Origin of the sequence: Leifsonia sp. NPDC058292, from assembly GCF_042880955.1 — a bacterium.
Taxonomy (GTDB): Bacteria; Actinomycetota; Actinomycetes; order Actinomycetales; family Microbacteriaceae; genus Leifsonia.
In genome coordinates this window covers 51,488-64,214 of the sequence record NZ_JBHVYL010000022.1, presented here as the reverse complement: position 1 = coordinate 64,214, position 12,727 = coordinate 51,488, and the positions used below count along the sequence as shown (strand labels likewise).

Annotated in this window: 11 protein-coding genes; all 11 read left to right on the top strand. The window is 69.7% G+C overall.

Features of this window, described 5'->3' with window-relative positions; translation table 11 throughout:
* Positions 1-491 (top strand): (deoxy)nucleoside triphosphate pyrophosphohydrolase (locus ACFVWR_RS12960; protein WP_387212461.1); only part of this gene is annotated, 491 nt, incomplete at its 5' end.
* A gap of 224 nt (positions 492-715) precedes the next feature.
* Positions 716-1,390, top strand: coding sequence for a response regulator (locus ACFVWR_RS12955; RefSeq protein ID WP_387212458.1), 675 nt, complete (start codon positions 716-718; stop codon positions 1,388-1,390).
* Between the two features lie 126 nt (positions 1,391-1,516).
* Positions 1,517-2,869: a purine-cytosine permease family protein gene (locus ACFVWR_RS12950; RefSeq protein ID WP_387212456.1), complete on the top strand. Its 1,353-nt coding sequence runs from the start codon at positions 1,517-1,519 to the stop codon at positions 2,867-2,869.
* A gap of 68 nt (positions 2,870-2,937) precedes the next feature.
* Positions 2,938-4,491 carry a hydantoinase/oxoprolinase N-terminal domain-containing protein gene (locus tag ACFVWR_RS12945; RefSeq protein ID WP_387212453.1) on the top strand — a complete coding sequence of 518 codons (1,554 nt, stop codon included), beginning with the start codon at positions 2,938-2,940 and terminating at the stop codon, positions 4,489-4,491.
* Positions 4,488-5,606 (top strand): DUF917 domain-containing protein, encoded by a 1,119-nt coding sequence (locus tag ACFVWR_RS12940; RefSeq protein ID WP_387212450.1) that lies wholly within the window; start codon positions 4,488-4,490, stop codon positions 5,604-5,606. The genes ACFVWR_RS12945 and ACFVWR_RS12940 overlap by 4 nt, the downstream gene beginning before the upstream one ends.
* Complete coding sequence (locus ACFVWR_RS12935) at positions 5,603-6,730, top strand: DUF917 domain-containing protein (RefSeq protein WP_387212447.1); 1,128 nt, start codon at positions 5,603-5,605, stop codon at positions 6,728-6,730. Before ACFVWR_RS12940 ends, ACFVWR_RS12935 begins: the two co-directional genes overlap by 4 nt.
* 20 nt (positions 6,731-6,750) lie before the next feature.
* A complete protein-coding gene (locus tag ACFVWR_RS12930) occupies positions 6,751-7,788 on the top strand; it encodes a DUF917 domain-containing protein (protein ID WP_387212444.1) in 1,038 nt (345 codons plus the stop codon).
* Positions 7,785-9,308: a helix-turn-helix domain-containing protein gene (locus ACFVWR_RS12925; protein WP_387212441.1), complete on the top strand. Its 1,524-nt coding sequence runs from the start codon at positions 7,785-7,787 to the stop codon at positions 9,306-9,308. Before ACFVWR_RS12930 ends, ACFVWR_RS12925 begins: the two co-directional genes overlap by 4 nt.
* A gap of 136 nt (positions 9,309-9,444) precedes the next feature.
* Positions 9,445-10,515, top strand: a complete 1,071-nt coding sequence (locus ACFVWR_RS12920; RefSeq protein WP_387212438.1) for a zinc-dependent alcohol dehydrogenase family protein — start codon at positions 9,445-9,447, stop codon at positions 10,513-10,515.
* A 4-nt stretch (positions 10,516-10,519) separates the two neighbouring features.
* A complete protein-coding gene (locus tag ACFVWR_RS12915) occupies positions 10,520-11,125 on the top strand; it encodes an HD domain-containing protein (RefSeq protein ID WP_387212435.1) in 606 nt (201 codons plus the stop codon).
* Between the two features lie 111 nt (positions 11,126-11,236).
* Complete coding sequence (locus ACFVWR_RS12910) at positions 11,237-12,592, top strand: DUF222 domain-containing protein (RefSeq protein ID WP_387212432.1); 1,356 nt, start codon at positions 11,237-11,239, stop codon at positions 12,590-12,592.
* Positions 12,593-12,727 lie beyond the last annotated feature (135 nt).

Genomic DNA, 12,727 nt, shown 5'->3' with positions numbered 1-12,727 from the left:
CCGCTCAGACGGCGTGTCGGGACCCCTCGGCGTTCGCGCGGCATGATGAGGGGATGCACGCGAACGCCGACGACGAGCCCGCTCCCCGGCCGCTCGGCGTGGTCGCCGCCGTCATCGTCGCCGACGGCCGGGTTCTGGCCTGCCGACGCGCGCCGCACAAGGCGCCTGCCGGGAGCTGGGAGTTCCCGGGCGGCAAGGTCGAGCCGGGAGAGTCCGCGCCCGACTCGCTCGTGCGCGAGATCCGTGAGGAGCTGTCGGTCGAGATCACCGTCGGCCGGCTCCTCGACCGTTCGACAACCGTCGTCGGCGGGCGGCCCATCGACCTCAGCTGCTACCTCGCCGCGCTCGCCGGTGCGCCGCCGGCACGGAGCACAGATCACGATCGCCTGGAGTGGCTGAGCGTTCCGCACCTGTCGGGTCTCGAGTGGTCGGCGCCCGATCTTCCGGCGGTGCAGGCACTTATCGAGCTCGGAGCGCCGGGTCTACACTGACCGCCGGACGTGGATTCTCTTCACGCGGATACCTCGGCGGCACGGCACTCGCTCCCTCGCAGTATTCGCTTAACGAATCCGCGGCCGGAAAGCGAATTGGTGCCGACAGTGCGCCCGCTCGGATACTTGTGCAGAGCACCGCCGCGGCGCGTGCCCACCAGATCTTCGTGACCCGAACCGGATACCTGGTACAGCCAGTCGATCTGTCGTTTGGGAAGTGACAAGTGCAACACACGGATCGAACGGGCCCGAACGCTGCGAAGCGCAAGGGCCTGAGAGTGATCGTCGCCGACGACGACGAGTTCACCGCCTCGCTCGTCTCGGAGGGCCTCCGAGCGCAAGGGTTCGACGTCTTGACCGCCACGTCGGCGCAGCAGGCGTGGGAGCTCGCAGCGCGCGTCGATCCGCACGCCGTGATCAGCGACCTGATCTTCGCCAGCGGCGAGTCCGGCGCCGAGCTGCTGCGGCGCATCCATGCCGCCTATCCCTGGGTCGGGCTGGTCGTGCTCACCTCGCACCAGTCGCCCGAGCTGGCGATCGAGGCCTCCGACCCACTCCCCGCCGGCTCCATCTACCTCGTGAAGTCCCGCCTTCAGGGCATCGCCGGCCTCGCCTCCGCGATCACCGACGCGATCTCCGGCCAGTCCGAGCCGGAAGCCGCTGCCGAGAGCAAGCCGGAGACGATCATCCTCACCCGCGCCCAGGCCGAGGTGCTCAGGATGCTCGCCGGCGGGGCTTCGACGAAAGCGATCGCCGAGAGCAGGGGCACGACAGTGCGGGCGGCCGAGACGATGCTGGCGCGGCTCTACCTCGCGCTCGGGGTCGACACGGACGAGAGGTCGAATCCTCGTGTGGCCGCCGCTCAGCTCTGGCAGCGCGGCCGGATCGGCGTCCGCTGATCAGGTCCGCAGGACTGTGCATCTCGCACACCCGTCGCCTCGATTCGTGCAGTCTGCACATGGAGTGCGCACGAACGGCCGATTAGCCTGACGTCACCCCATCCCTCTTCCCCCGGAGGCACGACCATGGCACGCACTGCACACGCCGACGATTTCGCTCTCAGTCGCGTCACCCCCGACGCGCGCAAACCCTGGTTCGGCATCGCCGTTCAGCGGTTCGGACAGGTCTCGGCCCTGTCCCAGTTCTTGCTCGGCGCCACGCTCGGCTACAGGATGACCTTCGGCGAAGCGGCGCTCGCGCTGCTGCTCGGCTCGATCATCCTCGAGGTCATCATGTGCATCGTCGGCATCATCGGCCAGAAGGAGGGTCTCAACACCGCGCTCCTGGCCCGATGGACTGGCTTCGGCGAGGTCGGCGCGTCGCTCGTCGGTCTCGCGATCGGCATCAGCCTGATCGGCTGGTTCGGCATCCAGAGCGCCATCTCGGCCCAGTCGCTCGATGCACTGATGCCCGGCGTCATGCCGATCTGGGTGTGGAGCCTGATCTTCGGCCTCGCCGTCACGGCGATCGTGAGCTTCGGATTCGTCGGGATGCAGTGGCTGGCGAACATCACCGTTCCGCTGTTCCTCATCCTCGTCGGCTGGTCTGTGATCAGCGAGCTCACGAAGCACTCGATCGGCGACCTGCTGACCTCCCCCGCGCCCGGCCCCACCATGAGCGTCTGGGCCGGAACGGGAATCGTCGCCGGCGGCCTCATCGTCGGTGCGATCATCACCGCCGACATGACCCGCTTCAACCGGTCGAAAGCGGATGTGGTCAAGCAGACCGTCGTCGGCGTCTCGCTCGGCGAGTTCGTGATCGGCCTGGCCGGTGTTCTGCTCGCCCACGCCGCCGCGACCGGCGACATCGTGGCGATCGTCACCTCGTCGATCGGTTTCGTCGGGCTCATCATCGTGATCACGGGAACGCTCAAGATCAACGACTGGAACCTGTACTCCTCCACGCTCGGCCTGGTGAACTTCATCTCGACGGCGTTCGCGAAGAACCTGAACCGGGTCACCACCACGATCGTGCTGGGTGTCGTCGGGTCCATCCTCGCCGCCGCCGGGATCCTCGCGCAGTTCACCGGGTTCCTCACCATCCTCGGCGTGGCCTTCCCGCCGATCGCCGGCATCATCGTCGCCGAGTACTTCATCGTGAAGCGCTGGCGCGGCGACCTCGACGCCACCCGCGCAGCCGGCACGCTGCCCGAGACGGCACCCCGGGTGGTTCCGGCCACTCTCATCATCTGGGCGGTCTCGTCGGTGGCCGGCTACTTCATCACCTGGGGCATCCCCGCGCTCCTGTCGCTGGTGCTCTCGATCGTGCTCTACGTGATCGCGGGCAAGCTGGGCTGGGTGCGCGGAGTCGGCAAGGCCCGCACGATTCAGGCCGACCGGGTGGAGACGACCGAGACCTCCGCGGTCACCTCGAGCTAGCGCGGCACCTCAGCACCTCAGCACCACAGCACGTCAGCGGCACAGCACCATCAACGAAAGCGGGAACAATGCATATCGGCATCGACGTCGGCGGAACCAACACCGACGCAGTGCTCATGGACGGCAAGGTCACCCTCGCCGGCGTCAAGAACTCGACGAGCCCGGATGTCACCAGCGGCATCGTGCAGGCGATCGAGGCTCTGCGTGAAGGGCATCACTTCGCCGGCGCCGACATCAGCGCCGTCATGATCGGCACGACGCACTTCATCAACGCCCTCGTACAGGCGAAGCGTCTGGCGCCCACGGCGGCGCTCCGCCTGGGCCTTCCCGCCACGAAGGCCTTGCCGCCGCTCGTCGACTGGCCCGAACCGCTCAAGGAGGCCATCGAGGCGCGCAGCTACCTCGCCCACGGCGGCTACGAGTTCGACGGCCGGCCCATCTCGCCGCTCGACCCGGAGGAGCTGCGTGGCCTGGCGGCCGACATGGCTGCGAACGGTATCCGCTCCGTCGCCATCTCGTCGGTGTTCAGCCCCGTCAACCACGACCTGGAGACGCAGGCCGCAGCGATCGTGTCCGAGGTGCTCGGCGACGATGTCGCGATCTCCCTCTCGCACGAGATCGGCCGCATCGGTCTTCTCGAGCGCGAGAACGCGACGATCATCAACGCGGCCCTGCGCGAACTCGCGTCCGAGATCGTCGACGGCCTCACCTCCGCCGTGCGGGCGCAGGGCATCGACGCACCGATCTTCCTCAGCCAGAACGACGGCACGCTGATGGACGAAGACTACGTACGCCTCTATCCGGTCGCGACGTTCGCCTCAGGGCCGACCAACTCGATGCGTGGCGCGGCGCTCACCAGCGGACTCGAGACGTGCGCGGTCGTGGATGTCGGCGGCACGACGGCCGACATCGGCCTGCTCGTCAACGGCTTCCCCCGCGAGACCGCAAACGAGGTGAAGGTGGCCGGTGTGCGCACCAACTTCCGGATGCCCGACGTGCTCTCACTCGGCATCGGCGGCGGCAGCATCGTCGACCTGGAGACCGCAGAGGTCGGCCCCGAATCCGTCGGCTACCGGCTCACCACCGAAGCGCTCGTGTTCGGCGGGTCGACCCTCACCGCCACCGACATCGCCGTCGCCGCCGGGCGCGCGGAGGTCGGCGATCCGTCGCTCGTGAAGCACCTCGACCCCGTCTTCGTCGCGCGCGTGCTCGACCGCATCGCCGAGCGCGTGGCCGAAGCGGTCGACCGGATGCGCACCTCGCCCGATCCCATCCCCGTCGTCGCCGTCGGCGGCGGCTCCATCCTGCTGCCCGACGAGCTGCCGATGTTCGGCGCCGTGCACAGGCCGGAGAACTACGCCGTCGCCAACGCGATCGGCGCATCCATCGCCCAGGTCGGCGGCGAGATCGACAAGGTTTACGCCATCGAGCCCGGCCGTCGCGACGAGGCCATCGCCGCTGTGCGGGCCGAGGCCGTGGACAAGGCCATCGCCGCCGGCGCTGCGCCGCAGTCCGTCTCGATCGTCGACTTCGACGAGGTTCCGATCCCCTACCTGCCCGGCAACGCCACCCGCATCAGGGTGAAAGCCGTCGGCGACCTCGACATGGGGGTGCGGGCGTGAGCTGGACACTGACGCCCGACCTCATCCCGAACCTCGCCCGCGGCGCGGCCGTGCTCGGCACCGGAGGAGGCGGCGACCCGTACATCGGCGGGTTGCTCGCCCAGCAGGCGCTGGCCACGCACGGGCCCGTGACGGTCGTCTCGCTCGCCGAGCTGCCCGAGGATGCAGTGGTGCTGACGGTCGCAATGATGGGCGCCCCGACCGTGATGGTCGAGAAGCTGCCGAGCCTCGACGAGGTCATCGCCCCCGTGCAGGCACTCGGAACCTACCTCGGCCGCCCGGTCACGCACGTCGCGTGCGCCGAGGTCGGCGGCGTGAACTCGACCATCCCGGTCGCCGCTGCCGCCGCACTCGGGCTCCCCCTCGTCGACGCCGACGGCATGGGCCGGGCGTTCCCCGAACTGCAGATGGTGCTCCCCACGCTCTACGGCGTGACCGCATCGCCGCTGGCCTTCGCCGACGAGAAGGGCAACGTCGGCGTGCTGCAGACCGTCGACAACACGTGGACCGAGCGCATCGCCCGGGTCGCCGCCGTCGAGATGGGCTGCTCGATCATGATCTCCGGCTTCGCGATGTCGGGCGGCACGGCACGCGAGGCCCTCGTGCCCGACTCGCTGAGCACCTGCCTGCGCATCGGCTCGGGCATCGAGCAAGCCCGCGCCGAGAAGTCCGACGCGGTCGTCCGCACCGTCGAGCTGCTCGGCGGGCGCGAGTTCTTCGCCGGCAAGGTCGTCGACGTCGAGCGCGGCACCACCTCCGGATTCGCGCGCGGACGTGCGCGCATCGAGAACGTCTCGTCGACGCTCACCCTGTCGTTCCAGAACGAGCACCTCATGGCCGAGTGCGACGGCGATGTGCTCGTGACCACACCCGACCTCATCATCGTGCTCGACCACGACTCCGGCGAGCCGATCACCACCGAGGGTCTGCGCTACGGGCAGAGGGTGCGCGTGATCGCCGCACCGAGCGACCCCCGCTGGCACAGTGCGGACGCGCTCGCGATGGTCGGCCCCGGGTACTTCGGCTACGACATCCCCTCGCACCGCTTCGACGGCACGCTGGACAGCGTGGCGGGCGAAACGGCGGCGCACGAGACAGCGGCGGTGCTCGCATGAGCTGGACTCTGACCGCTGCCGACCTGCCCGATCTCGCCCGCGGCGCAACGCTGCTCGGCACCGGCGGCGGTGGCGATCCCTACATCGGCACGATGCTCGTGGAACGAGTGCTCGGCGACGGCGCCATCACCGTGCTCGACCCCGACGAGCTCGACGACGACCTGTTCGTCATCCCCACCGCCCAGATGGGCGCCCCCACAGTGATGATCGAGAAGATCCCGGCCGGCACCGAGCCGACGCTCGCCCTGAGAACCCTCGAAGAGCACCTCGGCCGAACCGCGGACGCGACGATGCCCATCGAGTGCGGGGGCATCAACTCGATGATCCCGCTGGTCGTCGCCGCCGAGACCGGTCTCCCGGTCGTCGACGCCGACGGAATGGGGCGCGCCTTTCCCGAGCTCTCAATGGAGACGTTCGCCGTCTACGGCGTGCACGGTTCGCCTCTCGCCCTCGCCGGCGAGCGCGGCGAACGCGTCATCATCGACACGGGTGACGACGACCGCCAGATGGAATGGCTCGCGCGAGGCGTCACCATCCGCCTCGGCGGCGTCGGGCACATCGCCGAGTACGCCATGACCGGCGCCGACGTGAAGCGCACCGCCGTACCGCGCACCCTCTCGATGGCGCTCTCGCTCGGCAGGGCCATCCGCGAGGCCCGGGAGCAGCACCGCTCGCCGTTCGAGGCGATCGAGCGCACGCTCTCCACGACCCTGTACTCCGAGGTGCGCGAGCTGTTCTCCGGCAAGGTCTCCGACGTCGAGCGCCGCACGACCGAAGGATTCGCCAAGGGCCGGGCGACCATCGCGTCGTTGGAGGCCGACAGCACCGACTCGCTCGAGATCGCGTTCCAGAACGAGAATCTCGTCGCGCGCCGCGGCGGCGAGGTCGTGGCGATCGTGCCCGACCTCATCTGCGTCGTCGACATCGAGACCGGCGAGCCGATCACGACCGAGGGCCTGCGCTACGGCCAGCGCGTGAAGGTGCTCGGCATCTCGACCCCCGACCTGATGCGCACGCCCGACGCCCTCCGCGCTTTCGGGCCGTCGGCGTTCGGACTCAGCGAGACGTTCGTTCCGGTCGAGACGCTCGCGGATGCCGCCGCTGCAGTGGCAGCAGCCGTGTGATTCATGTCTACGCTTGACGCATGGTGAGAACCCTCGAGCAGGCGCAGCTCACTGAGCTCGCCCGGGGGTTCTCTCTGCTCGGCTCCGGGGGTGGCGGCAGCACCGACCTGCTCGAACTGATGATCGCCGATGCGCCGCTCTGGCCGATCGACCTGTACGCCCCCGACGACCTCGACCCCGACACTCCCTGTCTCGCCGCCGCGTACGTCGGCTCCACCTACCTGCTCACCGAACGCATCCCCGACCTAGACCCCTTCGTCTCGCTCATCGCGGCCGCGGAACGGTGGACGGGCGTGCGCGCCGAGGCGGTCTGCTCGCTCGAGGCAGCCGGGATGAACGGACTCACCCCCCTGCTGTTGGCCGCTGATCGCCGGATCGTCGACGCCGACTTCATGGGTCGCGCGCTCCCCCGCGTCGACCAGGTGTCGCTGTTCGCCGACCGGGTTCCCGGAACGGTCACCGTGTGCAGCTCCGGCGCCGACGGCATCGTGCTGGTCGCGACCGACCGCGCCGCCGATGTAGAGCATGTGGTGCGGAGCGCCGTCGTTCAGGCCGGCGGTGTCGGGCCGCTCGTGATCGCCGGCTTCACCGTCGGCGAACTGCGGGAGCACGCCATCCTCGGCAACCACAGCCGCGCGCTCGAGCTCGGGGCGGCCTTCGAAGCGGCTGCGACGGCGCCACTCTCCGAGCTCGCGGTGCGACTGGGCGGCCGGATGCTCGGCACCGGACGGGTGACCGGCGTCGAGGCATCCCCGACCGATCCGCACGCGTCGACCATCGAGATCAGTGACGATCGCGGCGAGATCTTCCGCATCATCGGGCGCTCCGAGTTTCTCGCCTTCATGCGCAACGGCGTCGTCGAAGCAGCGACACCCGAGATCATCGTGACCATCGACTCGATCTCGCGCGACGTGCTCCTCGTCGACGGTGTGACGTTCTCGCGGCACGTCGCCGTGATCGCGTTGCCTGCACCTGCCTGGTGGATGTCGACGCCCGAGCGGCTCCGACACGTCGCTCCGGCTGCGTTCGGGCTCGACGGGCTGGTGCCGGCCGCATGAGTCAGCAGCTCGATCTCGCCTCCCTGCTTGCGCATCCCGCGAACGGCGGACTCCGCCCCGTGGCCGGAACCGACGACTCCCCCTGGAGCGACGTCGTCGTCGACTCCGTCGAGGCGCGGCTGACGGCACAGGGCGACGCCACGACAGACTCCGCCCTCGGCATCCTCACCGTCGAACCCCCGCCGACCTCGTGGCAGCAGGATGCGCTGATCCGTCGCGTGCGCGATCGCGGGTACCGCGCGCTCGCCATGCCGGGAGCCGACCACTTCGGCGCCGGAAGCCGCATCCTCGCCGACCGCATCGGGCTCATGCTGCTGAACACCGACGATCCGATGGTGCTCGCCAAGGCGTGCTGGCAGCTGCTCGAAGGGCGCGACGCCCTCACGCTCGGCTACGTGCGGCGGGTCGCGCAGTCGATCGAGTACCACGCCGACAACCTCGCCGACCTCCTGCGGCACCTCTCGTCGAGCGTCGGTCACGGCATCGCCCTCATCGACGCCGAAGGTGTGCTCCTGCAGGCCGGTGGCGGGCTCCCGGATGCCGTGCACGCCGCCATCGACTTCGGCCCCTGGCTCGACACGGTCACGGTCGCCGACGGCTCCGCCGCCTCCGTGCACGTCGACAGCCCCAGCCGCGCGGGGCTGCGGCTGGCGTTCTTCGGCGCCGGGTTGAGCGCCCTCCAGCTGAGCGCCCTCGCCGTCGCCGCGGAGGTCGCCATGCCCGCCGTCGCCGCGCGCATCCTCATCGACGAGGTCGCCGACGTCAACGACGCCGCCGTCGCCTCCGCGCTCATGCGCGACTTTCTGGAGCACAGGGACGGCCGCGACGCCGAACTCGAGCAGCGCATGGTGGATCGAGGATGGCGCACCAGCGGACATCACCTGGGATTCCGCATCGTCGGCCGCACCCGCGTCGACACCTTCCAGCTGCTGCGGTTCGTCACACGCGAGCTCGGCTCCCTTCCGATGGACTCGCACGCGGTCATGACCGGGAGCGGCCTGATCGGCTGGCTCAGCTTCACCTCTCCCCAATCGCCGAGCGAGGTCGAGGCGCACGTCGCCGCCCTGCGGGCCGTGCACACCGCCACCCGGCGCGGCTTCAATGTGGCCACCGGCATCGGCTCCCCCGAGAACGGCTCGGCCGGGCTCGTCACCACGATCGCCGGCGCCAGGGATGCCGCCCGCATCGCCGTGGACCGCTCGGCGACCGGCTGGTTCGTGCGCATCGACGCCCTCGGTCTCGAACAGCTGCTGCTCTCGTGGACGGAGAGCGACACGTTCGTGCCCGCCGCGCAGTCACTGCTGGCCCCCCTGGTCTCGGCCGCGCCGGAGCTGCTTCCCACCCTCACCGCCTATCTCGACCACGAATCCGGGATAGCCGCCACCGCCGACGCGCTCGGCCTCCACCGCAACACCGTCTCCGCCCGCATCGCCCGCACGCAAGAGCTCCTCGGGCTCGACCTCGGCGACCCCGAGGTGCGGCTCGCGCTGCACCTCGCCTGCCGGGCGGTGCGAGGGTGACGGGCCGTGCGAGGGTGACGGGCCGTGCGCGGGTGCCAGGCCGTGCGCGGGTGCCCGGCCGGGCGAAAGTGAGGGGCGCGCGCATCCGTTGGGCCCGGATCGTGTCCGTTCCGTCGTTCCCGTTGAGAGGCGATCTATGAAAGCTATGGTCTACGAGCGCTTCGGCGGCGAGGTCGACGTTCGGGATGTGCCCGACCCTGTCGCGCCCGACGGCGGCGTCGTGATCCGGGTCGGTGCTTCCGGGCTGTGCCGCAGCGATTGGCATGCCTGGGCCGGCCACGACGACAGCGTGCACCTCCCCCACGTTCCCGGCCACGAGTTCGCCGGCACCATCGAGAGCGTCGGCGACGGCGTCAGCTCGTGGAGTGTCGGGCAACGGGTCACCGCACCTTTCGTGAACGGTTGCGGCACCTGCGCCTGGTGTCTCGCCGGCCAATCCCAGGTGTGCCCGAACCAGACCCAGCCCGGGTTCACCCACTGGGGCTCGCACGCCGAGCTGGTCGTCATCCGCGCGGCCGACCTGAACGTCGTCGCCGTGCCCGACAGCCTCACCGACGATGCCGCCGCCAGTCTCGGCTGCCGGTTCGCCACCGCCTACCGAGCCGTTCGTGCGCGGGCCGACGTTCGTGCCGGCGAGTGGGTCGCCGTCTACGGCGCCGGCGGTGTCGGGCTCAGCGCTGTCATGATCGCCGCCGCCCTCGGGGCGCGCGTGATCGCCGTCGACCGCAACCCCGCGGCCCTCGACCTCGCGCTCACTCTCGGCGCCGAACAGGCCATGCTCGCCGGCGACACCACCCCCGATGACATCGCCGACCTCACCGGCGGCGGCGCGCACGTCAGCATCGACGCGGTCGGTTCCGCCGGCACGAGCAGCGCGGCCGTGCGCTCGCTGCGCCGCCGCGGACGCCACGTGCAGATCGGGCTCCTTTCGTCCGCCGAGCTTCCCGTGCTGCCGCTCGACCGCATCCTCGCCTGGGAACTCGACATCCTCGGCAGCCACGGCATGTCGGCGGCGGACTACCCGGGGATGCTCGACCTCGTTGCCCGCGGCGAGCTGCGGCCCCAAGATCTGCTCGGCGGCGCCGTGACGCTGGAAGCGGGAGCGTCACTGCTGCCTCGGCTCGACCAGGCGAGCGTCACCGGGATCACGGTCGTGCATCCGGGTGCCGCCGGCAGCGCTGCCCACGGCATCCCGGGAGCAGAATAGAGGCGTGCTTCCCACCGACATCCCCACTCCCGACACCGCGGCCGCTCGCGCCGCACTCGAGATCGCCACCGAGTACTACTCGGAGTCGCTGCTCAACCACTGTCAGCGCGCCTGGCTCTGGTCGGTCGGCTTCGCCACCGAGGAGTCGCGCGAGTTCGACGCCGAACTGCTGTACGTCGCCGCGCTCCTGCACGACATCGGACTGGTCGAAGAGTTCGACAACCACACGCTCGCCTTCGAGAACGGCGGCGGCCACGTCGCCATCGCGCTCACCGCCGGCGCCGGGTGGGACGCAGCGCGACGAACACGTGTGCACGAGATCATCGAACGCCACATGTGGCTCTCCGTCGATCCCGCCCAAGACGTCGAAGGCTACCTGCTCGAAACCGCTACAGCCCTAGACATCTCCGGTGCCCGGGCGGATGCCTTGCCCACCGACTTCCAGCGCGCTGTGCTCGCCGCCCATCCCCGCCTCCGACTCGCGGAAGAGTTCGGTGCCCACGTCACCGACCAGGCGCGACGCAAACCGGGCACGTCGTCGGAGCGGATCGTCAAGGGCGGCGTCGTGCGAAAGCTCGCCGACAACCCCCTGGAGCAACTCGGACGCTGAGAGCGCGTCGCGGCCTCCTCCACAGGTGGGGGTGACGGTCGGGTTATCCACAGGTTAAATCCCTGGTCACGGCCCTATTCGAGTGTCGGTGGGTGGTGGTTGGGTTGAGTCATGACCACAGCACGAGACTCCGTTTGGCGGGATGCGTTTGACGCGTTGCCGGATGCGGCGTCGTTGTCCCCGCGAGCACTGTTGGAGTTCGTGGATGAACTCGGGGTGCTGCAGGCGCGGTTGGATGCGGTGAAACTCGGTGCGGTGGGGCAGGTGCTGCGGCGGTGGAACCAGTTGGACGAGGAGGGCCTGGTGCTGCGGGGTGGGCACCGCCATGCGGTGACCCTGGTCGCCGAACGGTGGCAGGTCGCCGTGCCGGCGGCCCGGCAGGTGTGCTTGGTTGCGCAGGCGGTCACCCCGCGGGTGGGGTTGACCGGGGAGATACTGCCGGCCGGGTTCCCGGCGTTGGCTTCCGCACTCGATCCTGATGCGTTGGAGGCGGGGTGGGTGAGTGTGGATCAGGCGGCGGTGATCGTCCGCGAGTTGGGGAAAGCGGCGCCTGCCTGCACGGTCGCGTCGTTGCAGTTCGGGGAACGAGTACTGGTACAGCACGCACCGGGCCTCACGGTGGCTGAACTACGGGTGCTGGCGGGGCAGGTGCGGGACCGGCTCGACCAAGACGGAGTGCTCCCCCGCGAGGAGGTGCAACGGTCACGGCGGTCATTGACGATCAGCACCACATCGGATGGTCTGACGCACATCGACTGGTACCTGCACCCCGAAGCCGCCGGCCACGTCGTGGCTGCCATCGACACGCTGGTCGGACACGAACTCCGGGCCGTGCGATTCCGGGACACCAACGGACCCGACTTCACGGCCGACCGGGCCGAGGAGGAACACCGCACCTTGCCGCAGTTGCGATCGGATGCGGCGGTGGACGTGTTCCGGCACTACGCCACCCACCCCGGCACCGGGAGCACACCACCGGTGACCATGGTGGTCCGCATCGGACTCACCGCTCTGCAGACTGGGACGGGTGTTGGGGAGATCGACGGTGTCTCCACGCCGATCTCCGCCACCACCGCCCGACGGTTAGCCGCCGACGCGAACCTCATCCCGGTGGTTCTCGGCGGGGATGGAGAAGTACTCGACCTCGGCCGCAGCCGCCGCTTGTTCAGTAGCAAGCAGAAGCTCGCGTTGGCCGAACGGGACGGTGGGTGTGCGTGGGCCGGGTGCCCCCACCCACCCTCCTACACGGAAGCGCACCACATCAGGTGGTGGGACAAACACCACGGGGCCACCGACCTCAACAACGGTGTTCTGCTCTGCTCCAACCACCATCACCGGGTCCACGACGACGGATGGGACATCACCGTCCGTGACCACGTGCCCTGGTTCATCCCACCCAGCCACATCGACCACCACCGACGACCCCGACGCGGCGGACGCATCCGACTCCAAGAAACAGCAGCATGACGGCCGCGCGAACCTGTGTCGATCCGATGCCGAAATGAGCGCGCCTGAACCTGTCGCTCCCACCAGGCGGCGCGAACCCGGCCGCGAGTCCGGCGTACTCAGCCGCAGGGGCGATCCGATCGAGTATGCCGCATG

Excerpts from the sequence above, each read along its gene's own strand:
- ACFVWR_RS12950 (WP_387212456.1), top strand. The coding sequence starts at position 1,517 with ATGGCACGCACTGCACACGCCGACGATTTCGCTCTCAGTCGCGTCACC.
- ACFVWR_RS12945 (WP_387212453.1), top strand. The coding sequence starts at position 2,938 with ATGCATATCGGCATCGACGTCGGCGGAACCAACACCGACGCAGTGCTC.
- ACFVWR_RS12935 (WP_387212447.1), top strand. The coding sequence starts at position 5,603 with ATGAGCTGGACTCTGACCGCTGCCGACCTGCCCGATCTCGCCCGCGGC.
- ACFVWR_RS12930 (WP_387212444.1), top strand. The coding sequence starts at position 6,751 with ATGGTGAGAACCCTCGAGCAGGCGCAGCTCACTGAGCTCGCCCGGGGG.
- ACFVWR_RS12925 (WP_387212441.1), top strand. The coding sequence starts at position 7,785 with ATGAGTCAGCAGCTCGATCTCGCCTCCCTGCTTGCGCATCCCGCGAAC.
- ACFVWR_RS12920 (WP_387212438.1), top strand. The coding sequence starts at position 9,445 with ATGAAAGCTATGGTCTACGAGCGCTTCGGCGGCGAGGTCGACGTTCGG.
- ACFVWR_RS12910 (WP_387212432.1), top strand. The coding sequence starts at position 11,237 with ATGACCACAGCACGAGACTCCGTTTGGCGGGATGCGTTTGACGCGTTG.